Source organism: Streptomyces tendae, assembly GCF_008632955.1.
In the GTDB taxonomy this organism is placed as follows: Bacteria; Actinomycetota; Actinomycetes; order Streptomycetales; family Streptomycetaceae; genus Streptomyces.
Map to the genome: position 1 here is coordinate 3,554,194 of NZ_CP043959.1, position 25,027 is coordinate 3,579,220.

The 25,027-nt window shown below is 73.1% G+C and carries 26 protein-coding genes and 2 pseudogenes; 17 read left to right on the top strand and 11 right to left on the bottom strand.

The window, feature by feature from the left end; translation table 11 throughout:
- Positions 1–120: 120 nt before the first annotated feature.
- Positions 121–933 (top strand): SAM-dependent methyltransferase, encoded by an 813-nt coding sequence (locus F3L20_RS16215; protein ID WP_150154997.1) that lies wholly within the window; start codon positions 121–123, stop codon positions 931–933.
- Positions 930–3,071, top strand: a complete 2,142-nt coding sequence (locus tag F3L20_RS16220) for a putative bifunctional diguanylate cyclase/phosphodiesterase (RefSeq protein WP_150154998.1) — start codon at positions 930–932, stop codon at positions 3,069–3,071. The genes F3L20_RS16215 and F3L20_RS16220 overlap by 4 nt, the downstream gene beginning before the upstream one ends.
- Before the next feature lie 363 nt (positions 3,072–3,434).
- On the opposite strand, the gene F3L20_RS16225 is transcribed toward F3L20_RS16220, so the two are convergent.
- Positions 3,435–4,319 (bottom strand): LysR family transcriptional regulator, encoded by an 885-nt coding sequence (locus F3L20_RS16225; RefSeq protein ID WP_150154999.1) that lies wholly within the window; start codon positions 4,317–4,319, stop codon positions 3,435–3,437.
- A 120-nt stretch (positions 4,320–4,439) separates the two neighbouring features.
- Between F3L20_RS16225 and F3L20_RS16230 the strand changes: the two genes are divergently transcribed.
- The 4 genes from F3L20_RS16230 to F3L20_RS16245 all read left to right on the top strand — a co-directional run bounded on the left by F3L20_RS16230 (position 4,440) and on the right by F3L20_RS16245 (position 9,167).
- The gene (locus F3L20_RS16230; RefSeq protein ID WP_150155000.1) at positions 4,440–5,111 is read left to right on the top strand and encodes a succinate dehydrogenase; all 672 of its coding nucleotides are present in this window, start codon (positions 4,440–4,442) and stop codon (positions 5,109–5,111) included.
- A gap of 2 nt (positions 5,112–5,113) precedes the next feature.
- The gene (locus tag F3L20_RS16235) at positions 5,114–7,063 is read left to right on the top strand and encodes a fumarate reductase/succinate dehydrogenase flavoprotein subunit (protein WP_150155001.1); all 1,950 of its coding nucleotides are present in this window, start codon (positions 5,114–5,116) and stop codon (positions 7,061–7,063) included.
- A complete protein-coding gene (locus F3L20_RS16240) occupies positions 7,060–7,809 on the top strand; it encodes a succinate dehydrogenase/fumarate reductase iron-sulfur subunit (protein WP_150155002.1) in 750 nt (249 codons plus the stop codon). Before F3L20_RS16235 ends, F3L20_RS16240 begins: the two co-directional genes overlap by 4 nt.
- Positions 7,810–8,024: 215 nt before the next feature.
- Positions 8,025–9,167 carry a DUF2382 domain-containing protein gene (locus F3L20_RS16245; RefSeq protein WP_150155003.1) on the top strand — a complete coding sequence of 381 codons (1,143 nt, stop codon included), beginning with the start codon at positions 8,025–8,027 and terminating at the stop codon, positions 9,165–9,167.
- Here the strand turns inward: F3L20_RS16245 and F3L20_RS16250 are convergent.
- Complete coding sequence (locus F3L20_RS16250; RefSeq protein WP_150155004.1) at positions 9,113–10,132, bottom strand: LLM class flavin-dependent oxidoreductase; 1,020 nt, start codon at positions 10,130–10,132, stop codon at positions 9,113–9,115. The genes F3L20_RS16245 and F3L20_RS16250 overlap by 55 nt on opposite strands.
- A gap of 137 nt (positions 10,133–10,269) precedes the next feature.
- On the opposite strand from F3L20_RS16250, the gene F3L20_RS16255 reads away from it, so the two are divergent.
- Positions 10,270–10,737, top strand: coding sequence for an LNS2 domain-containing protein (locus tag F3L20_RS16255; protein WP_150157367.1), 468 nt, complete (start codon positions 10,270–10,272; stop codon positions 10,735–10,737).
- A gap of 12 nt (positions 10,738–10,749) precedes the next feature.
- Here the strand turns inward: F3L20_RS16255 and F3L20_RS16260 are convergent, their stop codons facing one another.
- Positions 10,750–10,965 (bottom strand): dodecin, encoded by a 216-nt coding sequence (locus tag F3L20_RS16260; RefSeq protein WP_145824742.1) that lies wholly within the window; start codon positions 10,963–10,965, stop codon positions 10,750–10,752.
- Between the two features lie 214 nt (positions 10,966–11,179).
- Between F3L20_RS16260 and F3L20_RS16265 the strand changes: the two genes are divergently transcribed.
- Positions 11,180–12,433, top strand: coding sequence for an extracellular solute-binding protein (locus tag F3L20_RS16265; RefSeq protein ID WP_150155005.1), 1,254 nt, complete (start codon positions 11,180–11,182; stop codon positions 12,431–12,433).
- A gap of 69 nt (positions 12,434–12,502) precedes the next feature.
- Here the strand turns inward: F3L20_RS16265 and egtD are convergent, their stop codons facing one another.
- Genes egtD through egtA form a run of 4 tightly spaced genes read right to left on the bottom strand, consistent with a single transcriptional unit; the run spans position 12,503 to position 16,876 of the window.
- Complete coding sequence (gene egtD / locus F3L20_RS16270) at positions 12,503–13,465, bottom strand: L-histidine N(alpha)-methyltransferase (protein WP_150155006.1); 963 nt, start codon at positions 13,463–13,465, stop codon at positions 12,503–12,505.
- Positions 13,462–14,217, bottom strand: a complete 756-nt coding sequence (gene egtC / locus F3L20_RS16275; protein WP_150155007.1) for an ergothioneine biosynthesis protein EgtC — start codon at positions 14,215–14,217, stop codon at positions 13,462–13,464. Before egtC ends, egtD begins: the two co-directional genes overlap by 4 nt.
- The gene (gene egtB / locus F3L20_RS16280) at positions 14,217–15,536 is read right to left on the bottom strand and encodes an ergothioneine biosynthesis protein EgtB (RefSeq protein ID WP_150155008.1); all 1,320 of its coding nucleotides are present in this window, start codon (positions 15,534–15,536) and stop codon (positions 14,217–14,219) included. The genes egtC and egtB overlap by 1 nt, the downstream gene beginning before the upstream one ends.
- Positions 15,533–16,876 carry an ergothioneine biosynthesis glutamate--cysteine ligase EgtA gene (egtA, locus tag F3L20_RS16285; protein WP_150155009.1) on the bottom strand — a complete coding sequence of 448 codons (1,344 nt, stop codon included), beginning with the start codon at positions 16,874–16,876 and terminating at the stop codon, positions 15,533–15,535. The genes egtB and egtA overlap by 4 nt, the downstream gene beginning before the upstream one ends.
- A gap of 301 nt (positions 16,877–17,177) precedes the next feature.
- Between egtA and F3L20_RS16290 the strand changes: the two genes are divergently transcribed.
- Positions 17,178–18,044, top strand: a complete 867-nt coding sequence (locus F3L20_RS16290) for a TIGR02452 family protein (RefSeq protein ID WP_150155010.1) — start codon at positions 17,178–17,180, stop codon at positions 18,042–18,044.
- Here the strand turns inward: F3L20_RS16290 and F3L20_RS16295 are convergent.
- Both F3L20_RS16295 and F3L20_RS16300 read right to left on the bottom strand, forming a co-directional pair.
- Positions 18,019–18,464 (bottom strand): annotated as a pseudogene (locus F3L20_RS16295) (type II toxin-antitoxin system PemK/MazF family toxin). The gene F3L20_RS16290 and the pseudogene F3L20_RS16295 overlap by 26 nt on opposite strands.
- 82 nt (positions 18,465–18,546) lie before the next feature.
- Positions 18,547–18,960: pseudogene (locus tag F3L20_RS16300) on the bottom strand (pyridoxamine 5'-phosphate oxidase family protein); the annotation flags it as partial.
- A 175-nt stretch (positions 18,961–19,135) separates the two neighbouring features.
- Between F3L20_RS16300 and F3L20_RS16305 the strand changes: the two are divergent.
- From F3L20_RS16305 to F3L20_RS34655, 3 genes are read left to right on the top strand one after another with little or no spacing between them, the layout of a single operon-like run.
- Positions 19,136–19,672 (top strand): cysteine hydrolase family protein, encoded by a 537-nt coding sequence (locus F3L20_RS16305; RefSeq protein ID WP_150155011.1) that lies wholly within the window; start codon positions 19,136–19,138, stop codon positions 19,670–19,672.
- 38 nt (positions 19,673–19,710) lie between these two features.
- A complete protein-coding gene (locus tag F3L20_RS34650; protein ID WP_240810660.1) occupies positions 19,711–20,166 on the top strand; it encodes a nucleotidyltransferase domain-containing protein in 456 nt (151 codons plus the stop codon).
- Positions 20,163–20,498, top strand: a complete 336-nt coding sequence (locus tag F3L20_RS34655; protein WP_240810661.1) for an aminoglycoside adenylyltransferase domain-containing protein — start codon at positions 20,163–20,165, stop codon at positions 20,496–20,498. Before F3L20_RS34650 ends, F3L20_RS34655 begins: the two co-directional genes overlap by 4 nt.
- 37 nt (positions 20,499–20,535) lie before the next feature.
- Here the strand turns inward: F3L20_RS34655 and F3L20_RS16315 are convergent, their stop codons facing one another.
- Positions 20,536–21,108, bottom strand: a complete 573-nt coding sequence (locus F3L20_RS16315) for a TetR/AcrR family transcriptional regulator (RefSeq protein WP_150155012.1) — start codon at positions 21,106–21,108, stop codon at positions 20,536–20,538.
- A gap of 186 nt (positions 21,109–21,294) precedes the next feature.
- Here F3L20_RS16315 and F3L20_RS16320 point away from each other — a divergent pair, with 186 nt between their 5' ends.
- The 4 genes from F3L20_RS16320 (at position 21,295) to F3L20_RS16335 (ending at position 23,725) form a co-directional block, all read left to right on the top strand.
- A complete protein-coding gene (locus tag F3L20_RS16320) occupies positions 21,295–22,032 on the top strand; it encodes an SDR family oxidoreductase (RefSeq protein ID WP_150155013.1) in 738 nt (245 codons plus the stop codon).
- A gap of 233 nt (positions 22,033–22,265) precedes the next feature.
- Positions 22,266–22,694 carry a VOC family protein gene (locus F3L20_RS16325; protein WP_150155014.1) on the top strand — a complete coding sequence of 143 codons (429 nt, stop codon included), beginning with the start codon at positions 22,266–22,268 and terminating at the stop codon, positions 22,692–22,694.
- Between the two features lie 132 nt (positions 22,695–22,826).
- Positions 22,827–23,174: a VOC family protein gene (locus F3L20_RS16330; protein ID WP_150155015.1), complete on the top strand. Its 348-nt coding sequence runs from the start codon at positions 22,827–22,829 to the stop codon at positions 23,172–23,174.
- Between the two features lie 125 nt (positions 23,175–23,299).
- The gene (locus tag F3L20_RS16335; RefSeq protein ID WP_150155016.1) at positions 23,300–23,725 is read left to right on the top strand and encodes a CBS domain-containing protein; all 426 of its coding nucleotides are present in this window, start codon (positions 23,300–23,302) and stop codon (positions 23,723–23,725) included.
- A gap of 30 nt (positions 23,726–23,755) precedes the next feature.
- Here F3L20_RS16335 and F3L20_RS16340 read toward each other — a convergent pair whose 3' ends face one another.
- Positions 23,756–24,211 carry an archease gene (locus tag F3L20_RS16340; RefSeq protein WP_145824726.1) on the bottom strand — a complete coding sequence of 152 codons (456 nt, stop codon included), beginning with the start codon at positions 24,209–24,211 and terminating at the stop codon, positions 23,756–23,758.
- 141 nt (positions 24,212–24,352) lie between these two features.
- Here F3L20_RS16340 and F3L20_RS16345 point away from each other — a divergent pair, with 141 nt between their 5' ends.
- Positions 24,353–25,003, top strand: a complete 651-nt coding sequence (locus F3L20_RS16345; protein ID WP_150155017.1) for a phosphoribosyltransferase — start codon at positions 24,353–24,355, stop codon at positions 25,001–25,003.
- Positions 25,004–25,027: the final 24 nt, after the last annotated feature.

Genomic DNA, 25,027 nt, shown 5'->3' on the forward strand with positions numbered 1-25,027 from the left:
GGCACGTGCCAGAGGCAGTGACCGGGAACGGATGGTCAATTTCCGTTTGGGGTCGCCCCGTTGGCGGGCGATCAGTAGCCTCTGCTCGAACACCGGATCGCCTACGTCTTGGAGAGCTAGATGGAGCGTCCCGCCTGGGCCCCTCGGAGCATCGACATCACGGTGCCCAGTGTCTCCCGGATGTACGACTACTACCTGGGCGGTTCGCACAATTTCGAGGTCGACCGGGAAGCGGCCCGCAGGGCCATGGAGTTCATGCCGGGGCTGCCCAAGGTCATGCAGGCGAACCGGGCGTTCATGCGACGGGCGGTGCGGTTCGCCGTCGCCGAGGGCGTGACCCAGTTCCTCGACATCGGCTCCGGCATCCCCACCTTCGGCAACGTGCACGAGGTGGCCCAGGAGGCCGACCCCCGGGCCCGGGTGATGTACGTCGACCACGACCCCGTCGCGGTCGCGCACAGCACGGTGGTGCTGGAGGGCAACGACGGCGCCGGCGTCCTCGCCGCCGACCTCCGCAAGCCGCAGGAGATCCTCGGCAGTGACGAAGTCGCGCGGCTGATCGACCTGAATCGGCCGGTGGCGCTGCTTCTCGTTGCCATACTTCACTTCGTGGAAGACGCGGACGACCCGTACGGGGCGGTGGCCGAACTGCGCGAGGCCCTGGCACCCGGCAGCATGCTGGTGCTCACCCATGCCGCGTACGAGGGAATCCCGTTGCCGCCGGAGCGGGCCGAGGGGGCGGTGGACGTGTACCGAGACATGCGCAACCCGCTGATCATGCGCACGCGCGACGAGATCGCGCGGTTCTTCGAGGGGTACGACATGGTGGAACCCGGACTGGTGCCGATGCCACGCTGGCGCCCGGACACCGCACCGGAGGACGAGGATCCCTACGCCTTCTCCGGTCTCGCGGGAGTGGGGCGTACGGCGTGAGCGGCGAGCCGGACGGGCCGGAGGACAGACTGCGCCGGTTCGCGACGATCTGGAGCCGGGCCGTCTACCCGGTGACCTCGACCGCCTCGACCCGGCCGGAGTTCGAGGAGCGGCTGCTGCCGGTGGCCCGGCTGCTGAGCGAGGCGCTGCGGGCACGCTCCTTCGACCCGGACGCGGGCCGCGCGGCCGGCGCCGCGCTGGTGGCGGCCCACTGCACCGACCCGGAGGCGCTCAGCCGCACCCTGGACTGCGTGGACGCCTACCTGGTCCTGTACTGCGGCGAGGACGGCGACCGGGAGACCCTCAGGGCGCGCAGCTCCCGCCTCCAGCACGCCATGGCCGCGGGCTTCGCGCAGGCCCTGCGCGAGCGGACGCTGGCCGAGCAGGAGGCCATCGCCCAGGCCGCGTTGGAGGCACAGGGCGTGGTGGCGCAGGCGCTGCACGCCACCGAGACCCGGTTCCGGGCGGTCTTCGAGGGTGCGGCCATAGGCATCGGCATCGCCGACCTCGACGGCAACATCCTCCAGGTCAACAACGCGCTGCGGCGCATGTTCGGACTGTCGGAGCAGGCGTTGCTCGGCCGCAACGTCAAGGACTGGACGCACCCCGACGACGCCCCCCAGACCTGGCGTCTCTACGCGGAACTGGTCGGTGGCGAGCGCGAGCACTACCACCTCGAGAAGGCCTTCTACCGGCCCGACGGAACGGTCCTGTGGACCAACCTGACGGTCTCCCTGCTGCGCGACGCCGACGGCGCACCGCAGTACCAGCTCGCGCTGATGGAGGACACCACCGAGCGGCGGCTGCTCAACCTCCGGCTGCGCTACGAGGCCACGCACGACGCGCTCACCGGACTGCCCAACCGCACCTTCTTCTTCGAACGCCTGGAGAAGGCCCTCTCGGCCGGCCGGGACCAGCGGTTCGGGCTGTGCTACCTCGACCTGGACGGCTTCAAGACCGTCAACGACAGCCTCGGCCACGCGGCCGGCGACCGGCTGCTCGTCGAGGTCGCCGACCGGCTGCAGTCCTGCGCCACCGCGCCCGGCGAGATGGTGGCCCGTCTCGGCGGCGACGAGTTCGTGGCCCTCACCACCGGCCCCGACACCCGGCGCACGGTCGACGAGCTGGCCGGCCGGATCATGAACGCGCTGCTGGCCCCGATCAGCGTCGACGGCCGGGAGCTGACCGTGCGCGGCAGCATCGGCGTCGTCGAGGGCCCGGCCGGGGAACGCAGCGCGGCGGAGGTGCTGCGCAGCGCCGACATCACGATGTACCGGGCCAAGGCGGCCGGCGGCAACCGCTTCGAGCTGGCGGACCCGGAGGCCGACGCCCGCGCCATCACCCGGCACGGACTCACCACGGCGCTGCCCACGGCCCTGGACCGGGGGGAGTTCTTCATCGAGTACCAGCCCCTGGTGCACCTCGGCGACGGCAGCGTCCGGGGCGCCGAGGCGCTGGTGCGCTGGCTGCACCCGCAGCACGGGGTGCTGTCCCCGGACCGCTTCATCCCGCTCGCCGAGCACACCGGCCTCATCGTGCCGCTGGGCCGCTGGGTGCTGGAGCAGTCGGTGCGGCAGGCCCGCGCGTGGCGCGACGCCAACGGGGGCGAGGAGCTCGGCCCGCTGCGCATCAACGTGAACCTCTCGCCCTGCCAGCTCACCCACCCGGGCCTGGTCCAGGACACCGTGGAGATCCTGGAACGCACGGGCGTCACGCCCGACGCGCTGTGCCTGGAGGTCACCGAGTCGGCGCTCATCGGCGCCGACGACGACCTCCTCAAGCCGCTGCGCAGGCTCGCCGAGATGGGCGTCGACATCGCCCTGGACGACTTCGGCACCGGCTACTCCAACCTCGCCAACCTGCGCCGGCTCCCGGTGAGCGTCCTCAAGCTGGACCGCTCCTTCACGCAGAGCATGCAGCAGTTCCCCGCCGACCCGGTCGACCTCAAGATCGTCGAGGGCATCGTCTCGCTGGCCCACTCCCTCGACCTCGCGGTCACCGTGGAGGGAGTGGAGACCGGCGCCCAGGCCGAACAGCTCCGCATCCTCGGCTGCGACACGGCCCAGGGCTGGTACTACGCCCGCCCGGGCCCCCCGGAGCGGCTGCACGACCTGGCGCTGGTGGACGCGACGGGGTGAGGAGCGGGCGGTGACCGGGCGATGAGCACGCACCGCGGGGCACGCCGGCGGCACCGGACGTGACGTGACACGACGCGTGCGGGCCCTTCCGGGCGCCGTCGCCGAGGACGGGTCCGGGGGCGTCCACGCGCTCGGTCCTCCGCCGGACGGATCCGCGGTCTCCCCGAAGACCGCCGACGGTTTCCGGCGTTCGCCCCGTGGTGATGGTCGCCGCACCGCACCGGCGTGGACGGCGACGCCACGCTCGGCGGACTCGCCACGGCCCCGGTTCCCGGCCACGGCAGGAGGGCCGGCTCGGTCAGCGCCACCTTCTGGGACCGGAGGTCCGCGGGCCTGGGGCGACGCGTGCCGTCCGGACGTCCCTCACCGCTCCAGCAGCATCCGCTGCAGCTCCCTGGCCGCCCGCGGCGGTGCCACGTCGCTGCGGTGGGCCAGGGCGATCGTGCGGTGGAGTCCCGGGCGGGCCAGCGGGGTGACGCGCAGGCCGTGGCCGGAGCGGGCGGCCACCATACGGGGCACCACCGCGACGCCCAGCCCCGCCCGGACGAAGCCCAGCACCGCGTCCATCTCCCCGCCCTCCACCGCGAACCCCGGCTCGAAGCCCTCCGCCCGGCACGCGGCCACCGTCAGCTCCCGCAGGTCGTAGCCGTGCCGGAACATCACCAGGCGCTCGCCCTCCAGGTCGGCGATGCGCACGGTACGCCGCCCCCCGCCGGGGCGCGGGGCGTCCGGTGAGGAGACGACCACCAGGTCCTCGCGCAGCAGCTCCACCGTGGTCAGCGCGGGGGAGGGGGTGGGCAGCGGCAGCACGACCAGCGCCAGGTCCAGGGCGCCGCGGGCCAGCTCGCGCACCAGGTCGTGCGAGCCGCCCTCCTCGACCAGCAGCCGGACGCCCGGATAGCGGTCGTGGAAGGCGCGCAGCACGTCCGGCAGCAGGCCCGTGCACAGACTGGGGGTCGCGCCCAGCCGCACCCGGCCGCTGCGCAGCTGCGCCACCTCCTGCACCTCGTGCCGGGCGGTGTCCGCGTCGGCCAGGATGCGCCGGGCCAGCGGCAGCAGCGCCTCGCCCGCGTCGGTCAGCGTGATGTTGCCGCGCGCCCGCCGGAACAGATCCGCGCCCAGCTCCCGCTCCAGGGCCTTGATCTGCTGCGAGAGCGACGGCTGGGCGACGTGGACCAGCTCCGCGGCGCGGGTGAAGTGCCGGGTCTCGGCGACGGCCACGAAGTACTGGAGCTGCGGGAACTGCATACAGCCATGATAGGCGGTCCCTATCGAAACGAGCCGTACCATGTCTTGGACCGATGAGGCCCTTCGGCCCTAGCGTCTGGTGACATGGCTCTGGCAACGCGGACGGACCGACGGCCGTCCATGGCACGCACCGTGTGGGACTCGACCGTCGGCAAGAAGACAGTGATGGCGGTCAGCGGCCTGATCATGCTGCTGTACCTGGTCGTCCACATGATCGGAAACCTGAAGATCTTCTTCGGGGCGGGTGAGTTCAACCACTACGCCCACTGGCTGCGGACGGTGGGCGAGCCGTTCATGCACTACGAGTGGACGCTGTGGGTCGTCCGCGTGGTGCTCGTCCTCGCCGTGGTCGCCCACGCCGTCTCCGCCTACCAGCTCAGCCGGCGCGACATCAAGGCGCGCCCCACCAAGTACGTCCACAAGAAGGCGCGCGCCAGTTACGCCACCCGCACCATGCGCTGGGGCGGGATCATCCTCGCCCTGTTCATCGTCTGGCACGTCCTCGACCTGACCACCGGCACCGTCCACTCCGGCGGCTTCGAGTCCGGCAAGCCCTACCAGAACGTCGTGGACACCTTCTCCACCTGGTACGGCAACACCCTCTACATCGTCGCGATGCTGGCCGTCGGCCTGCACGTCCGGCACGGCTTCTGGAGCGCCGCCCAGACCCTCGGCGCCGGCAGCCGCACCCGCGACCGCGCCCTCAAGACCACCGCCAACGCCCTTGCGCTGCTGCTCACGGCCGGCTTCGTCGCCGTCCCCGTGGGCGTCATGACCGGAGTGGTGAGCTGACCATGACCTCGTACACCGACTACACGACCGGCGAGCCGGTCACCGACACCAAGGCCCCCGCCGGACCGGTCCACGAGCGCTGGGACACGCGCCGCTTCGAGGCGAGGCTGGTCAACCCGGCCAACCGCCGCAAGCACACCGTGATCGTCGTCGGCACCGGCCTCGCGGGCGGCTCCGCCGGGGCCACGCTGGCCGAACAGGGCTACCACGTCGTCCAGTTCTGCTACCAGGACTCCCCGCGGCGGGCGCACTCCATCGCCGCGCAGGGCGGCATCAACGCGGCGAAGAACTACCGCAACGACGGCGACTCCGTCCACCGTCTCTTCTACGACACCGTCAAGGGCGGCGACTTCCGCGCCCGCGAGTCCAACGTGCACCGCCTCGCACAGATCTCCGTCGAGATCATCGACCAGTGCGTCGCGCAGGGCGTGCCCTTCGCCCGCGAGTACGGCGGCCTGCTCGACACCCGTTCCTTCGGCGGCGTCCAGGTCTCCCGCACCTTCTACGCCCGCGGTCAGACGGGCCAGCAGCTCCTCCTCGGCGCCTACCAGGCGCTCAGCCGGCAGATCGCGGCCGGCAACGTGGAGATGCACCCGCGTACCGAGATGCTGGACCTGATCGTCGTCGACGGCCGGGCCCGGGGCATCGTGGCCCGCGACCTGATCACCGGGAAGATCTCCACCTACTTCGCGGACGCCGTCGTCCTGGCGACCGGCGGTTACGGCAACGTCTTCTACCTGTCGACGAACGCCATGAACTCCAACGCCACCGCCGTCTGGCGCGCGCACCGGCGCGGGGCGTACTTCGCCAACCCGTGCTTCACCCAGATCCACCCCACCTGCATCCCGCGCACCGGCGACCACCAGTCCAAGCTCACCCTGATGAGCGAGTCGCTGCGCAACGACGGCCGTATCTGGGTGCCCAAGGCCAAGGGCGACACCCGCCCGCCCACGCAGATCCCCGAGGACGAGCGCGACTACTACCTGGAGCGCCTCTACCCCTCCTTCGGCAACCTGGTGCCTCGCGACATCGCCTCCCGCGCCGCGAAGAACGTCTGCGACGAGGGCAGGGGAGTGGGCCCCGGCGGCCAGGGCGTCTACCTGGACTTCGCCGACGCCATCCGGCGGATGGGCCGCAAGGCCGTCGAGGCCAGGTACGGCAACCTCTTCGACATGTACCAGCGGATCACCGACGAGGATCCGTACGAGGTGCCCATGCGGATCTACCCCGCCGTGCACTACACGATGGGCGGCCTGTGGGTCGACTACGACCTCCAGACCACCGTCCCCGGCCTGTTCGCGATCGGTGAGGCCAACTTCTCCGACCACGGCGCCAACCGGCTCGGCGCCTCCGCGCTGATGCAGGGCCTGGCCGACGGCTACTTCGTGCTGCCGGCGACCCTCAACGACTACCTGGCCCGCAACCCGCGCCAGGGCGAGGTGACCGACGAACACCCCGCGGTGCAGGAGGTGCTGGCCGAGACCGAGGACCGGCTCAACCTGCTGCTGTCCGTCGACGGCGACCGCACCCCCGACTCCTTCCACCGCGAACTGGGCGAGCTGATGTGGGAGTTCTGCGGCATGGCGCGCAGTGACTCCGGGCTGCGCAAGGCGCTGGAGCGCATCCCGCAGATCCGCGAGGAGTTCTGGCGCCGGATCAAGGTTCCCGGCACCGGCGAGGAGTTCAACCAGTCGCTGGAGAAGGCCAACCGCATCGTCGACTACCTGGAGCTCGCCGAGCTGATGTGCCTCGACGCGCTGCACCGCGCCGAGTCCTGCGGCGGCCACTTCCGTGAGGAGTCCCAGACCCCGGACGGCGAAGCGGCCCGCAGGGACGACGAGTTCGCCTACGCGGCCGCCTGGGAGTTCACCGGCACCGGCGAGGCTCCCACCCTGCACAAGGAAGACCTGGTCTTCGAGTACGTCCACCCCACCCAGCGGAGCTACGCATGAAGCTCACCCTGCGCGTCTGGCGGCAGAAGAACGCCGACGCCGACGGCACCATGTCCACGTACGAGGTGGACGGCATCTCACCCGACATGTCCTTCCTGGAGATGCTCGACACCCTCAACGAGGAGCTCATCCTCAAGGGCGAGGACCCGGTCGCCTTCGACCACGACTGCCGCGAGGGCATCTGCGGCGCCTGCTCGCTGGTCATCAACGGCGACGCCCACGGGCCCGAGCGCACCACCACCTGCCAGCTCCACATGCGCTCCTTCGAGGACGGCGACACCATCGACGTCGAGCCGTGGCGGGCCGCCGCCTTCCCGGTGGTCAAGGACCTGGTGGTCGACCGCTCCGCCTTCGACCGCATCATCCAGGCCGGCGGCTACGTCACCGCGCCGACCGGCTCCGCGCCCGAGGCCCACGCCACGCCGGTGCCCAAGCCGGACGCGGACTTCGCCTTCGAGCACGCCGAGTGCATCGGCTGCGGCGCCTGCGTCGCGGCCTGCCCCAACGGCGCGGCGATGCTGTTCACCTCCGCCAAGGTCAACCACCTCAACGTGCTGCCGCAGGGCGCCCCCGAGCGTGAGACGCGGGTGCTGGACATGGTGGCGCAGATGGACGAGGAGGGCTTCGGCGGCTGCACCCTCGCCGGGGAGTGCGCCACCGCCTGCCCCAAGGGCATCCCGCTGACGTCCATCACGGGGATGAACAAGGAGTGGCTGCGGGCGACCCGCAAGGCGGGCAGGCGCTAGCCGCCCGGGTGGCCGCCCCTCACCGACGTTCGCCGGCAGGTGCGGACGGGCGGGGCCGGAAGAAGGTGCTCCTTCCGGCCCCGTCTCGCGTCCCGCGGCGGTCACTCGCGGTCAGCGCTGTCGAAAATAAAGTGTGATTAGTTACCTTTGTACCGTTTTCGGCCCTCTGAACAGGAGAACCGGAGAGGAGTGACCCGAGAGGAGGGTGATGTCAGATGATCACCCGCGATGAGATCTCGATCCTGCTGGATCACCCCGTCTACGACGGGGACGGCAACAAGATCGGCGACGCGAAGCACGTCTTCCTCGACGACGCGAGTGGACGCCCCGAGTGGGTGACCGTCAAGACCGGGATGTTCGGCTCCAGCGAGTCGTTCGTGCCCATCCGCGACGCCTCCATGGTGCAGGACCACCTCGAGGTGCCGTATCCCAAGGACAAGGTGAAGGGCGCACCCAACGTCGACATCGACGCGGGCGGTCACCTGTCGGTGGACGAGGAGCACCGGCTGTACGAGTACTACGGCATCAACTGGGACAGCGTCCTGAGCGACCCCAAGGACAGCGGCGGGACCACGGGCAAGGCCGGGACCTCGGGCGCCGCCGGAGCGGCGGGAGCCGCGGGCGCGGCCGGTGCCGCGGGAGCCGCGGGGACGTCGGCCGGACGCGGGGGCGACATCTCCGGCAGGACGGGCGCGCCTCCCACGCCCCAGCGGGCCGGCACGGCCGGGGCGGCGGGCGCCATGTCCGGCCGCGGCGAGTCCATGACGCGCGGCGGCGAGGCCAAGGGGCGCGGCAGCGGTGACGCGATGACCCGCTCCGAGGAGCGGATGCACGTCGGCGTAGAGCGGCACGAGTCCGGCCGGGCCCGGCTGCGCAAGTACGTGGTGACCGAGGAGGTCCAGCAGACCGTCCCGGTCCGCCACGAGGAAGTACGCGTGGAGCGCGAACCGATCACCGACGCCAACCGCGACGACGCCATGTCCGGACCCGCCTTCAAGGAGGACCAGCACGAGGTCACGCTGCACGAGGAGCGGCCCGTGGTCACCACCGAGGCGGTACCGGTCGAGCGGGTGCGGATGACCACCGAGGAGACGACCACCAACGAGACCGTGCACGGCCAGGTGCGCAAGGAGCGCATCGAGGCCGAGACGGAGATGACCGAGGAATCGGGCCGCCGGGGCCGCGACGTCCCGGGGTCCGATGTCCGGGCCGGGGTCGCGATGTCCCGGGCCGGGGTCGCGACGTCCCGGGCAAGGGCCGCTAAAGCCCCCGACTCCCGCTCTCCCCGACGCGCCGGTGCCCGTCACCGGCGCGTCGCGCTGCCCGGGAGGCCTGCCACCACGGCGAGCCGCCGGTAGGACTCCAGCAGCGCCTCGCGGTCGTAGGCGCTGGTGGTGACGAGCACCTCCTGCGCCCCGGTGTCCTTCAGCAGCGACTCCAGCCCCTGCGCCACCTGCTCCTCCGTGCCCGCGAGGTGTCCGGTCAGGCCCGCCTCGTAGAAGTCACGCTCCTTGCCGGTCAGGGTCAGTGCCTCGACGCGCTCGGCCGGCGGCAGCGGCGGGAAGCTGCCGTGGGTGCGGGAGTACGCCATCGACCAGGCCTCCGGGACCAGCAGCCGCCGGGCCCGCTCGGCCGTGTCCGCCACCGCCACGGTGCCGGAGACGATCACGTACGGCTCGCTCGCCCACGCGGAGGGGCGGAACAGCTCCCGGTAGCGGTCGATGCCCCGGCGCATCCGGTCCCGGTCGCGCAGGTCGCCGATGACCATCGGCAGCCCGGCACGGGCGGCGATCGTGGCGCCCTCACCCATCGCCAGCACGAACGGCGGCACGCTCAGGCCCTCGGACGGCCGGGCGTGCACGCCCGTGGGCGAGGTGCCGCGGAACCAGCCGAGCAGTTCGTCGAGCTGGGCGGCGAAGTCCTCCGCGTCCTCCTTGTCCCGCCCCAGCGCCTTGCGCACCCCGCCGGTGAACCCGACCGAGCGGCCCAGACCCATGTCGATCCGCCCGGGGAACAGCGAGGCGAGCACGCCGAACTGCTCGGCCACGACCAGCGGCCGGTGGTTGGGCAGCATCACCCCGCCGGTGCCCACGCGCAGCGTGCGGGTCGCCGCGGCGACGGCCGCCGCCAGTACGGTCGGCGCCGAACCGGCCACACCGGGCACGCCGTGGTGCTCGGCGACCCAGAACCGGTGGTACCCGAGCCGCTCCGCCTCCTTGGCGAGGGCCACGGTGTCCCGCAGGGCCTCGGGAGCGGTGTGCCCCTCGCGGACGCGTGAGCGGTCGAGGACGGAGAAGCGGGTCGTGGCGATCACGGAACTCATACCGGTTCCAACGCCCCGCGGCCGCCAGGATTCCTGCGCCCGCTGTCTAGGGTGGCAGCGTGACCGACCGCACCGACCGCACCGACCGCACCGACCGCACCGACCGCACCGGCCCGACGCGCCGCACCGACCGTCCGCTGGCCGTGTTCGACCTCGACAACACCCTCGCCGGCACCGCGCACCGGCAGCACTTCCTGGAGCGCAGGCCGCGTGACTGGGACAACTTCTTCGCCGCCGCGCCCCAGGACCCGCCGCTCGCCGAAGGCATCGCCCTGGTGCGGGAGAGCGCCCGGGAGTGCGAGATCGTCTACCTCACCGGCCGGCCCGAGCGCTGCCGCCGCGACACGCTGGACTGGCTGGCCGCGCAGGGGCTGCCCGAAGGGGACGTGCACATGCGCGGCAACGCAGACCGCCGCCCCGCCCGGTACACCAAGCTCGCCGTGCTGCGCCGTCTGGCCCGGACCCGGGAGGTGCGTGTGCTCGTCGACGACGACGAACTGGTCTGCGCGGACGCGCGGCGTGCCGGATTCACCGTCGTCCACGCCCGCTGGACGTCCCCCTCGGGCGAGCTGAAGGACGCTCAGGAGCGCGAGGGACGGACCTGACCAGGAGGTGGTTCAGTCCGACCCCTCCAGCCGGAAGCCCACCTTCAGTCCCACCTGCCAGTGCGCGATCCGCCCCTCCTCGATCTGCCCGCGCACCTGCGTCACCTCGAACCAGTCCAGGTTGCGCAGGGTCTGCGACGCCCGCTCGATGCCGTTGCGCACGGCCGCGTCGACGCCGTCGGGAGACGTGCCGACGATCTCGGTGACCCGGTAGGTGTGGTTCGACATGCTTCGCTCCTCTCGCGGCGGCTCCCACCGCCTGTGGCACACGTCACTCCACCGTGCCCCACCTGCGGGCCGGGCGCGAGACGTCGGCCCCGTTCGCCTGACGGCCTTGACCCGAGCATTGGTCCATACCAAGATGCAGGGCACCCGTCCGAGTTCCGGCTCGCCCCCCACGCCGGGCCCCGCCCTGTCCGCCAGACAGAAAACAGGACCCCACGTGAGACGCCGTCTGCTCGCCCTCGTCTGTGTGTCCGCCTCCCTCCTCAGCGGCTGCGGTCTGATCTCCGACAGCGCGGCGGAGCGGCGCACCGTCACCGTGTGGCTGATGCAGCACAGTGCCTCGCAGGACTTCCTGGACCGCTTCACCGAGGAGTTCGAGAGCGAACACGACGGGATCGACCTGGACATCCGCATCCAGGAGTGGACCGGCATCGGCGAGAAGGTCCAGCAGGCGCTGCGCGGCCGGGACGCGGACGGGCCCGACGTCATCGAGGTCGGCAACACCCAGGTGTCCGCCTACGCCGAGGGCGACGGGCTGCTCGACCTCACGCTGGAGTCGATGCGCGACTGGGGCCGCGACGACTGGCTGCCCGGCCTCGCCGAACCCGGCCGCTGGGGCTCCCAGCAGTACGGCATCCCCTGGTACGCCGCCAACCGCGTCGTCGTCTACCGCAAGGATCTGTTCCGCGGGGCCGGCGTCACCGCCCCGCCGGAGACCCGCGACGAGTGGCTGGAGATCACCGAACAGCTCGACACCGACCGGACGCAGGGCATCTACCTCGCCGGACAGGACTGGTACACGCTGGCCGGCTTCATCTGGGAGGAGGGCGGCGAACTCGCCACCGAGCGCGACGGCGTCTGGCGGGGCGCGCTGGACAGTCCCGCCGCGCTGCGCGGCATGGACTTCTACCGCCGGCTCCAGGAGCTCGGCGACGGACCGGCCGACGCCGACGAGGAACACCCGCCGCAGGCGGGCGTGTTCGCCGAGGGCCGGGTCGCCCAGATCGTCGCCGTCCCCGGCCTGGTTCCCGCGATCGTCAAGCAGAACCCCGAACTCGCGGACCTGATCGGCTACTTCCCCGTCCCCGGCAAGAAGGCGGGCCGGCCCGGAGCCGTCTTCACCGGAGGCTCCGACCTCGTCGTCCCCGCGAACACCGACGCCGAGGACGCCGCCGTCGAGGTGGTCGCCGCCCTCACCGGCGCCCGGTGGAACACCGAACTCGCCCGCACCATGAACTACGTCCCCAACAAGGCCGGCCTCGCCGAGTCGGTCGCGGGGGAGGAGGGGCTGGAGGCCATGGCGGCCGGCGCCGCACGGGGCCGGGCGACCCCGGCCACGCCCCGGTGGAGCGTGGTCGAGGCCGACAACCCGATCAAGGAGTACATGACGAAGGTGCTCACCGGCGCCGACCCCGCCGAGGAGGCCGGACGCGCCGCACGGCGCGTCACGGACACCCTCGCCTTCGACTAGAACCTCCCCTTCGGATCGTGCTGGGCAGGCCCCGGGGGGGGACTGCCGTGGGCCCGCGCGGCGGCGCGGTCAGCGGGCGACGCTCAGCGACAGCGCGAACCGGGCCTCCGCGTCCGTCCACCACCGGGCCAGCTCCAGCCCGGCGGCGGCCAGTTCGGCGCGTACGCCCTCCTGCCGGAACTTCGCCGACACCTCGGTGCGCAGCTCCTCGCCCTCCGCGAAGTCCACCACCAGCTCGAGCGCCGGGATCTTCACGGACTGCGCGGTGCGCGCCCGCAGCCGCATCTCGATCCACTCGTGCCCGGAGTTCCACAGGGCCACGTGGTCGAAGGCGTCCGGGTCGAAGTCGGCGCCGAGCTCCCGGTTGACCACGCTCAGCACGTTCTTGTTGAACGCGGCCGTCACCCCCGCCGCGTCGTCGTACGCCCGGACCAGCACCCGCTCGTCCTTCACCAAGTCCGTGCCCAGCAGCAACGCGTCGCCCGGGGCGAGCAGGGCGCGCACGGAGGCGAGGAACGCGGCCCGCTCGGCGGGCAGCAGATTGCCGACGGTGCCGCCGAGGAACGCCACCAGACGCGGCCCCGGGGTGTCCGGCAGCGTCAGCCGCGCGGTGAAGTCCGCGACCAGCGCGTGCACGTCCAGACCGGGCCGCTCGGCGGCCAGCGCTCTCCCGGCGCCGGTCAGCGCGGACTCGCTGACGTCGACCGGCACGTAGGTGTGCAGGCCGGTGAGGGCGGCGATCAGGTGCCGCGTCTTCGCCGAGGAGCCCGAGCCCAGCTCCACCAGGGTGCGGGCACCGGACGCGGCGGCGATCTCGTCCGCGCGGGCGAGCAGGATCTCCCGCTCGGCACGCGTCGGGTAGTACTCGGGCAGCGCGGTGATCTCCTCGAACAGCTCGCTGCCCCGTGCGTCGTAGAACCACTTGGGCGGCAGCGTCTTGGGGCTGCCGGTCAGTCCCGCGTGGACGTCGGCGCGCAGGGCGGCGCCGGCGGCGTCCTCGGGGAGGGTGCGGGTGAGATGGAACGGACTCACGTGAGGGGCTCCTTGAGCGGGGTGAGCAGCACGTCCGTGCGGCTCGCGGCCAGCAGGGTGCGGTCGGGCACCTCCTGCCAGTGCGGATCGTCGTCGTAGGGCTCGGAGGCGACGACGGTGCCGCCGCCCGGCCGGGCGAGATACCACAAGGTGTCCCCCCAGGCGGTCGCGGTGACGGTGTCGCCGTCGGTGAGCAGCAGGTTCAGCCGGGCGGTGGGGGCCGCCTCCGCGACCTCGGCGACCGTGTCGGCCAGCGCCTGGCCCATGGTGTCGCCGGCCCGCAGCCGGGCCAGCACCAGCGCCCACACGAACGCCGAGTCGTTGCGGGCCTCCAGCGACAGCAGGTCCTCGGCGGGCAGCGTCGCGGCCAGCGGCGCCAGCGAACCCGGCCAGCCCGGCACCGCGCCGTTGTGGCTGAACAGCCAGGTGCCGGAGGCGAACGGCGCCGCGGCCGCCTCCGCGTCGGCACCCGACAGCGTCGCGTCCCGTACGGCGGCGAGCAGGGCCCGGGTGCGCACCACCCGGGCGAGATCCGTGAACGACAGGTCCGCCCACACCGGCCCGGCCCGCCGGTAGCGGGCCGGGACCGGGTCGCTACCGGCGTACCAGCCGACGCCGAAGCCGTCGGCGTTGACCGTGCCGTGGCGCTGCCGGCGTGGCGCCCACGACTGCCGGTACAGACCGTGCGCCGGTCGCACCAGCAGCGCGCCCAACGGCTCCTCGGGCCCGACGTAGGCGAGGTGGCGGCACATCAGGCGTCCTCCACCGAGCGGGCGGTGCGGAACCCCGAGAAGATCTGCCGCCGGATCGGTAGGTCCCAGTTGCGGAAGGTGCCCCGGCAGGCGACCGGGTCCACGGCGAAGGAACCGCCGCGAAGCACCTTGTGCTCCGGCCCGAAGAAGACCTCCGAGTACTCCCTGTACGGGAACGCCCGGAATCCCGGGTACGGCAGGAAGTCGCTCGCCGTCCACTCCCACACGTCCCCGATCAGCTGCCGCACGCCCAGCGGCGACGCCCCGGCCGGGTAGCTGCCGGCCGGTGCGGGACGCAGATGGCGCTGGCCGAGGTTGGCGTGCCCGGGCGTGGGGTCGGCGTCGCCCCAGGGGTAGCGCGTCGACCGGCCGGTGGCGGGGTCGTGCCGGGCGGCCTTCTCCCACTCGGTCTCGGTGGGCAGCCGCCGCCCGGCCCAGCGGGCGTAGGCGTCGGCCTCGTACCAGCACACGTGCACCACGGGCTCGTCCGGCGGCACCAGCTCGGTGACGCCGAAGCGGCGCCGCAGCCACTGCCGGCCGTCCCGGCGCCAGTACAGCGGCGCGGTGAGGGAATTGCGGCGCACATGGGCCCAGCCCTCGGGGGTCCACCAGCGTCGCTGGTCGTACCCGCCGGCCTCGATGAACGCCTGGTAGGCGCCGTTCGTCACCGGCGTCGTGTCGATGAAGAAGGGCGCCACCTCGCGGCGGTGGGCCGGGCGTTCGTTGTCCAGTGCCCACGGCTCGGACGAGGTGCCCATGGTGAACGGGCCGCCCGGCACCAGGACCTCCGCCGGCCCGGTGAACGGCGTCACCGGCTCCGGGTCGGGCGCCGTGAGGGCCGCCGGGCCCCGGCGGAGCTGGTGCGTGATCAGCATGGTCTCGTCGTGCTGCTGCTCGTGCTGGGCGATCATTCCGAAGGCGAAGCCGGCCTCCGTCAGCCGGGTGCCGTCGAACGCCGTGCGCTCCAGCACGTCCAGCGCCCGCCCGCGCACGTCGGACGCGTACCGGCGGGCCTCCTCCGGCGACAGCAGGGGCAGGCTGGGCCGCGCGGCGCGCGGATGCTCGAAGGCGTCGTAAAGGCTGTCGATCTCCGGACGTATCGCCTCGTGGCCGGCGACCGCCCGCAGCAGCCACTGCTCCTCCATGTTGCCGATGTGCGCCAGGTCCCACACCAGCGGTGACATCAGCGGAGAATGCTGCGCGGTCAGGTCGGGGTCCTCCACACAGCTGGTCAGCAGCGTGGTGCGGTCCCGGGCGACGACCAGTGAGGTGACCGCGCGCTCACGCAGGGTTCCGGCGTCGAGGGCGGGGTCGGTCATGAGGGGGTGTCCTTCCCGTGCGGGTGGATGGAGGGGGAGGGCGGGCCGGAAGCGGCCGTACGCCCGTCGTGAGCCGCGCGCCAGGTGTCGAGCAGGTCGTCGGCGGGGCAGCGGCCCCGGGCGACGTACCGGTCCCGGAACGCGGCGACCCTGTCGACCAGCGCGGGCGCGGCCCCCAGCCGGGGCAGGGCGGCCAGCGCCGCCGCGAAGCAGAGGGCGGCGGCCTCGCGCAGCTCCGGGTCGGTCAGCCCGTCCCGGGCCGCGTCCCGCCACAACGGGTTGTGCGGCGCGGGCAGGCCCGCCGTCCGCTCGGCCAGGGGCTTCACCGTCCGGTAAGCGGTCTCGGCGGCCTCCGGGTCGTCGAACAGCGCCGCCGTCACGGCCAGCGGCACCGTCCAGCCGTCCTCGCCGGGCTGCGCGTCGATCATCCGCAGTTCCAGATGCCCCCGGGGCCTGACCGGCGGGAACAGGGTCGTGACGTGGTAGTCGAGGTCGTCGTGGGTCGGGGCGCGCGGTGTGCGCCGCCGTGTCCAGTGCCGGAAGGACAGGTCGTCCGGCACGTCCCACGGCCGGTCGTCGTCCCGGCGCACACACATCACGGGCGCGTCCAGCACGTGCCGGGCCCAGGTGGCGCGCGGGTCGGCGTCCAGCGCCGGGCCGCCCGCCCGTCCGGCGCCGATCTGCGCCCAGCGCAGCTGCCGCGTGGACCGCCAGCCGGTCGGCCGGCCCGCGGAGAGCGGCGAGTTCGCGAAGGCCGCCACCAGGACGGCGCCCAGCAGGTGGGCCAGCCACCAGCGCCGTACGTGACCGAGCGGCCCGGGCTCCTCGTGTCCGGCGTCCACGCACACCTGCACCGAGGCGGAGGCACACATCATGAACCGGCCGCCCGCGCCGGTGCGGTCGAGGGCGGCCTCCATCGCGTCGTAGCGCGGCCGGTGCAGGAATCTGCGGGGGTTCCGCCAGGGGTCGTGGCCCATGCCGGACAGCCCCAGGCCGTCCTCGCGCAGGACGGCGCGGACGGCGTCCAGATCGGCGGAGACGGTGCCGACGCACTCGGTCAGGGTCGCGGCGGGCGGCGAGCTCAGCTCCAGCTGGCCACCGGGCTCGACGGTGAGCGCCGAGCGGAGGGTCACGCCCCGCAGTGCGGCGTAGGCCGCCTCGAGGCGTTCGTGAGGGACGGGGAGCCGCGGGTCGCGCAGCTCGTTGACCAGCCATTCGACTTCCACGCCGAGAAGGCGGGGCGGTCCGGTCTTGAAGCAGATGCCGCGTATCAGGGCCTCCGCCTCGGCTTCGGTGACGGCCGTGCGGGAAGGCGCACAACCGCTCGACGGATCGGACATGCAGGGATCCTCCTGAGACACCACCATGTCGCCGGCCGAGAGCCAGGTCGGTCCCGGCCGGCACCAACTCGTCCACCCAAAACCCTCGGATCGCCCGGCACAAGGGCGCCTGGGGAGGCGTAAGGGGTCGGTCATCCTTTCGTTCCGCCCGTCACCGGGGGTTTTCGCCCTCCGGCCCCGGACCGTCCGGGCCGGCGAAAACCGCGTTGCGCCGCGTCACCAGCATCGCTCAGGATGCCTGCATGAGCACGACGAGGGGGGACGCGCGGGGTGCGTTCACGGCGGCTACGGGGGTGGCGCCGTGAGCGCGCGCCTGCGGGGCATCGCCCGTGAGACGGAACGGATCGTGGCGGAGGGCGCCTACCGGGCACCGGGCGGGCACACGGTGTCCGTCGCGGCGGCGGTCGAGGAGGCCGGACAGGGCACGCGACTGCACGGACCGGAGCCGGTCCCGGTCCCGGAGTCCGAGCCGGTGGCGACGCGGTTCGAGGTGACCGGCGAGAGCAGCCTTCAGGCCGCCCTGCGCCTCACCGGCGCGGACACCTCGCGCCCCGTGGCCGTGCTGAACTTCGCCTCGGCGCGCAACCCGGGCGGGGGCTACCTCAACGGCGCGCAGGCGCAGGAGGAGGCGCTGTGCCGTGCCTCGGCGCTGTACGCCTGCCTGCTGCGGGCCCCCGAGTTCTACGCGCACCACCGCGCCCACCGCGATCCGTTCTACACCGACCGGGTGATCCACTCACCCGCCGTGCCGGTGTTCCGGGACGACCGCGGCGGCCTGCTGGACGAGCCGTTCACGGCCGGTTTCCTCACCTCGCCGGCGCCCAACGCGGGTGTGATCCGCGCCAGGGCACCGGAGCGCGCGGGGGAGCTGCCCGCCGTGCTGGCAGGCCGCGCCGGGCGGGTCCTGGAGACCGCGGCCGCACACGGCTACCGGCGGCTGGTGCTCGGCGCCTGGGGCTGCGGGGTGTTCCGCAACGACCCGGCGCAGGTGGCGGAGGCGTTCCGCGCGCACCTGGGCCCCGGCGGGCGTTTCCACGGGGTCTTCGGGCACGTGGTGTTCGGTGTCCTGGACCGGGCCCGCGACAGCGCGACGCGCGCGGCGTTCGCCCGGACGTTCGCGGACCTGACGGACGAGCCCGCGGTCACTCCCAGCCGTAGCGCTCCCTGAGGCGCTGCCGCACCAGGTTGAACCGCATGCGGTCCAGGGCGCACGCCTCGCGGCGCATGCCCTCCTCGTGCAGTCGCAGGACGCGGTCGACGTCGACCCAGGAGTCACGGCCCGAGCGGTCCCACGGGCCGCTGCCGATCGGCACCCACTCCCGGTCACCGGCGTGCCGCTTGCTCGACAGCTGCACGGCGAGGAACGACCCCGCAGCCTCGCGGGCGACGACCAGCACCGGCCGGTCCTTGCCACGGCCGTCGTTCTCCTCGAACGGGACCCAGGTCCAGACGATCTCCCCGGGGTCGGGTCGCCGTCGTGCGCGGGCGAGTACTCGGTGCGCACCCGGCCCACGGCGCGGGGCTCGGTCTCGACGGTGGCGTGGGGGCCGTGGCGGCCAGGGGCGTGCTCAGGCGTGCGGTCGGTCACAGGCGGTACCGTACGTCACCCGTCCGGCGGTGCGGCGCAAGGGGGTTGACACGGCGGCCACCCACAGGGCGGACGCGGTCAGTCCGCGCCCCCCGGTGAGTTCCCGGCCGGTCACCATCTCGCTCCCGATCCGTACGAACACACCGTCCCGCATCGGCATCCACGAGCGGGGACCGGTGCGCAGCAGCCGCTCGTGCTCGGCCGGGTCGCTCACCACGGCCGCCCGGCCGGTCACCACCACGCTCCATCCCGACCGGCGCCCGCCCTGGAAGTCGTCGGCCTCGAACGCGACCACCACACCGTCGACCGCCCGCACCAGATCGGACTGCGCGGAGGTGCACAGCACCACGGCCCCGTCCGTGTCCAGGGAGAAGTGCACGGGCAGCACCGCGGGCAGCGCCTGCCGGGTGTACACGACGCGGCCGACCGGCACCTTGCCCAGCAGGCGCAGGCACTCCTGCCGGTCGAGCGCCCGGAAGCCATCGCTGTGGATCATCCCCCCATGGTCGGTGCTCACGGACCCCGGGACCAGGGCCGGACGGCCCCGTCCACGTCGGCGGACCGTCCGCCGACGGGCACCGCGCGGGCGCGCGCCACGCCCACGTCCGACTTCCGGGCCGCAGTCGGCGGAAAGATGTCTGACCTGCCCCCGCGAGTGGCACCCGGTACGCATGGGCAAGACCGCACTGATCGTCATCGACATGATCAACACCTACGACCACCCGGACGCCGACCAGCTGCTCCCGTCCGCCGAGGCGGTGGTCCCGGTGATCTCCCGCCTGCTGGACCGGGCGCGCAGGCGGGACGCGCCGGTGATCTACGTCAACGACAACTTCGGCGAGTGGCGCTCGCACCACGGCGAGCTGCTCGACAAGGCGCTGGCGGGACCGTACGCGAACCTGGTGGAGCCGCTGGTGCCGGACGAGTCCTCCCTCTTCGTGGTCAAGGCCCGGCACTCGATCTTCTTCGAGACCCCGCTCGGCTATCTGCTGTCCCAGCAGGGGATCGACCAGCTCGTGATGTGCGGCCAGGTCACCGAGCAGTGCGTCCTGTACTCCTCGCTCGACGCGCACATCCGGCACCTCGACGTGACCGTCCCCCGGGACGCCGTCGCGCACATCCACGCCGACCTCGCGGACGCCGCCCTGCGCATGATGGAACGCAACATGGGCGCACGCGTGTGCGACAGCGACGAACTCTGGGCGTGACCTTCCCCGGCGTCCCCGCCGGGGCCGACACTAAGGGGATGAGCCGACCGCCGCTGCCGCCGCCCGAACTGCGGACCTACCTGGGGGAGCTGGTCCGCCGGACCGGCGACGTCTGCGGACCGCACCTGGTGAGCGTCCTCGCGGTCGGGTCCCTCGCCCTGGGCGACTACCGGCACGGACGCAGCGACGTCGACGTGACGGTCGTGGTGGACCCCGCCCTCCCGCGCCCGGCCCTGTCGGCACTGGCCGGGACGCTCGCCCACCCCGCCCTGCCGTGCCCCGCGGCCGGGCTGGAACTGGTCGTCTACGGCTCCGGCTTCACCGCCCGGCCGTCGAGCGCGGCCGGCTATCTGCTCGACCTCAACACCGGACCCCTCCTGCCCGGACGAGCCAGTCAGGACCCCGAGGACGGGCCGGCCTTCTGGTACGTCATCGACCGGTCCGTCGCCCACCAGGCCGGCCTCCGCTGTACGGCGCCCCGGCACGGGACGTGATCGCCGCGCCGGACCGCACCGCCGTACTCGCCGCGCTCCGCGACTCCGTGCGGGAGCACGCCGACGGCGAGGGGCACCTGGCGGACAACAGGGTGCTGAACGGCTGCCGTGCGGCTGTCTACTGCCGCACCGGCCACTGGTTCGCCAAGCGCAGGGCCGGCGAGGTCGTCGCCGCCTCCGAGCCGGTCTTCCGTTCCCTGGTGACCGAGGCCCTGAGCAGTTTCGAGCGCCCCCGCGCGGAGGCGCTCACCCTTCCCCCGGCGGACGTCCGGGCCTTTCTCGCCTGGGTGGCCGGACGCGTCGACGAGGCGGCGGTGGCCACCGGGGCGTGAACCGACCGGCCTCCCCCGGGGGAGGCCGGTGGTGTCGTCACGCGCGGGCCTTCAGGCCGTCCAGCATGAGGTCGAGCAGGCGCTCCGCCTGCTGCCGGTGCTCCGCGCCCGCCGACGTCAGGGCGATGCCCTCCAGCGCGGCGCTGATGTCACCCGGGGGGATGTCGGCCCGGATCGTCCCGGCCGCCACGCACGCGTCCATGAGCGTGGTGACGGAGGCGAGGATCATCTCCCTGCTGTGCCCGTAGGGGTTGCCACCCGTCGCGGCGATGGCGCGCAGGGCGTCGATCATCCCGTGTTTGGTGGTGACGTAGTCCAGGAAGAGACGCGTCCACGCGCGCAGGGCCTCGTCGGGCGCCTTCTCCGCCAGCAGCGGGGAGACGGAGCCGCACAGCTGGGCCACCTCGTTGCGGTAGACCGCCTCGACCAGGGCCTCCCGGGTGGGGAAGTTGCGGTACAGGGTCGCGTTGCCGACGCCCGCCTCCTTGGCGATCCGGTCCATCTGCGCGTTCAGGCCCTCCGCGGTGAACAGGCGCGCGGCGGTGGTGAGGATCTTGTCCCTGTTCCGGCGTGCGTCGGCGCGCAACGGACGGTGGGCTTCGTCGGCCATCTCTGACGTCCTTTCCTTCCCGGGGATGCCCCCACGGTTGCCGAAGGTTGCCAAGTGGGGAGTTCCCCACTTACCTTGGGTTCAAGTGGGGATGTCCCCGGTTCCACAGTAGGTCACACGTGGGCCCGCACCCGCCGCGGATCCGCTCACCTCGTGCGCCTGCACCCTCTCGGAAGGACCCCGGTCATGCCGACCATCCAGGACAAGGTCGTCGCGCTCACCGGTGCCAGCAGCGGCATCGGTGAGGCGACGGCGCACTTCCTCGCCGAAAAGGGGGCCCGGCTCGTGCTCGGGGCCCGGCGCGCGGACCGGCTCGCCGCCGTGGTGGACGGCATTACGGCGAAGGGCGGAACCGCCACCGGTGTGATCGTCGACGTCACGCGCCGTGAGGACCTCCGCCGCCTCACCGACACCGCGGTCGAAAGGTACGGACGCCTCGACGTGCTCGTCTCCAACGCGGGCATCATGGCCGTCTCACCGTTCGACGAACTGCGCCAGGACGACTGGGACGCGATGGTCGCCACGCACATCACCGGCCTGCTCAACGGTATCGGAGCGGCCCTGCCCGTCTTCCGGCGGCAGGGATCGGGCCACTTCGTCACCGTCAGCTCCACCTCGGCCTACGTCGTCAAGTCCCCGCAGGCCGTCTACGCCGCCACCAAGGCGGCGGTGAACGTGATCTCCGAGGGGCTGCGCCAGGAATCGGGGCCCGGCCTGAGCGTGACCGTCGTGTCGCCCGGCTTCACCCACACCGAGGGGGTCGGCAAGACGGCCTCCCCCGAGGTGTCCGCCGCCTTGACCCGGATGCGGGACGAGATCGCGATGCCGCCGTCCGCGATCGCCTCCGCCATCGGTTACGCGATCGAGCAGCCCGCCGGCGTCGACGTCAACGAGATCGTCGTCCGGCCCACGGCGCAGTCCTGACACCTCCAGGACCGGCGCCCGCACCCGCTGCCGTCCCGGCGGTCGTCGAGCCAGGCCGCGGGGCCGTCGGAGGGCGGCGAACCCCCCGCTACACATCGGGACTTGGGAGCGGCGCCGGAAAACCGCTCGACGCCCGCCGACGCCGTCGCCTAACGTGTCGCCCGCGGCATCGCGTGCCGGTCACCGGCAGGGTGAGGCATGGAGGCGCCGCGGATGCCCCGGAGGCATTGACCTTGCCCGTCGAGTTCAACCACACCATCGTCCTCACCCCCGACCGTGAGAAGTCCGCCCGCTTCGTCGCCGAGATCCTCGGCCTGCGGCCCGGACCGCCCGCCGGGATGTTCCTCCCGGTGACCACCGCCAACGGCGTCACCCTCGACTTCGCCACCGTCGACATCGACATCCCGGTCCAGCATTACGCGTTCCTCGTCGGCGAGGAGGAGTTCGACGCGATCCTGGGCCGGCTCGTGGCCGCGCGGGTCCCCGTCCAGGCCGACCCGCACGGCAGGTACCCACGCCGCCTCAACCGCAACGACGGCGGCCGGGGCGTGTACTTCCGCGACCCCGCGGGCCACGGCCTGGAGATCCTCACCCGCCCCTACGGCACCGACCCGGACTCTCCCCTGAACGGTGTCACGGAGGAGATCCCGGGCGCGGTCTGACCACACCGCCCGGAGAAGCCGCGCAGACGGAGAGAACCGCCCCGCGGGCGCCCGTACCCGCCTCGTCGCCGGACGTTCCGTAGTACACAGGGGAGATCCACCCGTCGGATCCGTCCACGCAGGGAGTCGTCGATGACCGTTCGCCGAGTCGTGCCCAACCTCCGCTCCGAGGCCGTGGAGGAGAACCGGCGGTTCTACGGGCTGCTGGGTCTGGAGGAGGTCATGAACCTCGGCTGGATCGTCACGCTGGCCCCACCGGCCGGAGGGACGGCGCAGGTCAGCGTCATGACCGAGGACAGGACCGCGCCCGTCGTCCCCGACCTGAGCGTCGAGGTGGACGACGTGGACGCGGCCTACGCGCTCGTACGGGACAGCGGCGCGGAGATCGTCCACCCCCTGCAGGACGAGGAGTGGGGCGTCCGCCGCTTCTTCGTCCGCGACCCCGACGGCCGCGTGGTCAACGTCCTGAGCCACCGCTGAGGCCGCCGGCGTCACCGCCGGCGCCGGCCGCCGCGGCGGACGGTGACGGTTTACGGTCCGTGTGGCGGGCTACGCGGCGGACACGGGGGGAAGCAGCCCGAGACCCCCACCCGGGAGGTGCCCCCATGACCACGCGCATACGGGACGTGATGTCCACGCACACCACCGCCGTGGAGCCCATGACCACGGTGGCCCGGGCGGCGCTGCTGATGCGCGAGCACGACGTCGGCGACGTCCTGGTCGCCTACGACTGCGACCTGTTCGGCGTGCTCACCGACCGCGACATCGTGCTGCGGGGCGTCGCCGAGGGCCACGACCCCGAAGCCACGACCGTCGGCTCGCTGTGCACCCGCCCGCCCCTGGTCACGCTCGCCCCCGACGACACCACCGACCACGCGGTCGAGCTGATGCGGCAGCACGCCGTCCGCCGGCTGCCGGTGGTGGAGCACGGCGGCTGCCCGGTGGGCGTGGTCAGCCTCGGCGACCTCGCCGCCGAGGAGGACCCGCACTCCGCGCTGGCGGACATCAGCAGGGCCACGCCCACCCGCTGACCGGGCGCGGGCAGCCGTCTCCGTGCCTGCTCAGCCGTCCACGGTCATCTCGCACGACCAGCCGTACGGCCCCGGGCGCAGCCGCAGGTCCTCCCAGCCCACGTCCGTCGGCACCTCCCCGGTGACCCGTACGTCCGCCAGGCCCGCGACCGCCAGCCGCACGTCCAGTCCACCCTCCGCCTCGTCGGCCTCCACGTCCACCGGCACCTGCCCGTACGCCTCCAGCCGGTACAGGATCTCGTCGAGCAGCGCGGCCAGCAGGTCCTCGTCGCACGCCTCGGCCAGCCGGATGCGGCCCACCCCGGTCGGTCTCACCCCGGACACGTCCGCGAAGCACTCCACCATCGCCACCACGGCCTCCGCCAGACAGTGCTCCCGGCTCGCCGCCCAGGCCTCGATGCGTACCTCGTCCTCCTGCACCACCGAGCGGTGCCCGCTGAGGTCCGGTCGTGGCGCCTGCCCCGGGTCACTCGTGTCACCGACCATGCACCACGACTGCCCGACGCCACGGCGCCCATGCCCCGCGGCGGTGCTTCGCGTGCCGGGGGAGCGGGTACGCGGGTGCCGACCGGGGTCCGCGTCGCGGCGGACCCGGCACCGGCCCGGTGCGGAGGGAGGGCATCCGTCATGCGGTTCCGTGATCGCCGGCACGCCGGACACGAACTGGCCGCGCTGCTGCGGGAGAGGCAGGACGCGGGCGCCCTGCCCGACCCGGTCGTACTGGCCCTGCCCCGGGGCGGCGTCGCCGTCGGCACCGAGGTCGCCGGCGCGCTCGGGGTGCCTCTCGACGTCCTCGTCGTCCGCAAGGTCGGCGCCCCCGCGCACGAGGAGTTCGCCGTCGGCGCCATGGCCGGCGACGGCGTCCCCGTGTACGACGACGAGTCACTGCGCAGCCTGGGCCTGAGCGAGGCCGACCTCGCCCCCGTCGTCGAGCGGGAACGGGCGGAACTGCTCCGCCGCGAACGGCTCTACCGGCAGGGCCGCCCCGCGCCGGACCTGCGCGGCCGGACCGTGGTCGTCGTGGACGACGGCCTGGCCACCGGAGCCACCGCCCGCGCCGCCCTCCGTGCCCTGCGGGTGCGGGACCCCGGCCGGCTGGTGCTTGCCGCCCCGGTCGGCTCACCGCAGGGCGTGGCGGCGCTGCGCACCGAGGCCGACGAGGTGATCTGCCTGCACGAACCGGCCGCCTTCATGGCCGTCGGCCAGTGGTACGACACCTTCGACCAGCTGACGGACGAGGAGGTCCTGCGGGCGCTGCGCGAACACGGACATCCGTAGCGCCCGGCCGACGGCGGCCAGCCC

What these genes read in the sequence shown, in the direction of transcription:
- F3L20_RS16215 (WP_150154997.1), top strand. Translation starts at nt 121, where the DNA reads ATGGAGCGTCCCGCCTGGGCCCCTCGGAGCATCGACATCACGGTGCCC.
- F3L20_RS16225 (WP_150154999.1), bottom strand. Translation starts at nt 4,319, where the DNA reads ATGCAGTTCCCGCAGCTCCAGTACTTCGTGGCCGTCGCCGAGACCCGG.
- F3L20_RS16230 (WP_150155000.1), top strand. Translation starts at nt 4,440, where the DNA reads ATGGCACGCACCGTGTGGGACTCGACCGTCGGCAAGAAGACAGTGATG.
- F3L20_RS16235 (WP_150155001.1), top strand. Translation starts at nt 5,114, where the DNA reads ATGACCTCGTACACCGACTACACGACCGGCGAGCCGGTCACCGACACC.
- F3L20_RS16240 (WP_150155002.1), top strand. Translation starts at nt 7,060, where the DNA reads ATGAAGCTCACCCTGCGCGTCTGGCGGCAGAAGAACGCCGACGCCGAC.
- F3L20_RS16245 (WP_150155003.1), top strand. Translation starts at nt 8,025, where the DNA reads ATGATCACCCGCGATGAGATCTCGATCCTGCTGGATCACCCCGTCTAC.
- F3L20_RS16250 (WP_150155004.1), bottom strand. Translation starts at nt 10,132, where the DNA reads ATGAGTTCCGTGATCGCCACGACCCGCTTCTCCGTCCTCGACCGCTCA.
- F3L20_RS16260 (WP_145824742.1), bottom strand. Translation starts at nt 10,965, where the DNA reads ATGTCGAACCACACCTACCGGGTCACCGAGATCGTCGGCACGTCTCCC.
- egtC (WP_150155007.1), bottom strand. Translation starts at nt 14,217, where the DNA reads ATGTGCCGCCACCTCGCCTACGTCGGGCCCGAGGAGCCGTTGGGCGCG.
- egtB (WP_150155008.1), bottom strand. Translation starts at nt 15,536, where the DNA reads ATGACCGACCCCGCCCTCGACGCCGGAACCCTGCGTGAGCGCGCGGTC.
- egtA (WP_150155009.1), bottom strand. Translation starts at nt 16,876, where the DNA reads ATGTCCGATCCGTCGAGCGGTTGTGCGCCTTCCCGCACGGCCGTCACC.
- F3L20_RS16305 (WP_150155011.1), top strand. Translation starts at nt 19,136, where the DNA reads ATGGGCAAGACCGCACTGATCGTCATCGACATGATCAACACCTACGAC.
- F3L20_RS34650 (WP_240810660.1), top strand. Translation starts at nt 19,711, where the DNA reads ATGAGCCGACCGCCGCTGCCGCCGCCCGAACTGCGGACCTACCTGGGG.
- F3L20_RS16315 (WP_150155012.1), bottom strand. Translation starts at nt 21,108, where the DNA reads ATGGCCGACGAAGCCCACCGTCCGTTGCGCGCCGACGCACGCCGGAAC.
- F3L20_RS16320 (WP_150155013.1), top strand. Translation starts at nt 21,295, where the DNA reads ATGCCGACCATCCAGGACAAGGTCGTCGCGCTCACCGGTGCCAGCAGC.
- F3L20_RS16330 (WP_150155015.1), top strand. Translation starts at nt 22,827, where the DNA reads ATGACCGTTCGCCGAGTCGTGCCCAACCTCCGCTCCGAGGCCGTGGAG.
- F3L20_RS16335 (WP_150155016.1), top strand. Translation starts at nt 23,300, where the DNA reads ATGACCACGCGCATACGGGACGTGATGTCCACGCACACCACCGCCGTG.
- F3L20_RS16340 (WP_145824726.1), bottom strand. Translation starts at nt 24,211, where the DNA reads ATGGTCGGTGACACGAGTGACCCGGGGCAGGCGCCACGACCGGACCTC.
- F3L20_RS16345 (WP_150155017.1), top strand. Translation starts at nt 24,353, where the DNA reads ATGCGGTTCCGTGATCGCCGGCACGCCGGACACGAACTGGCCGCGCTG.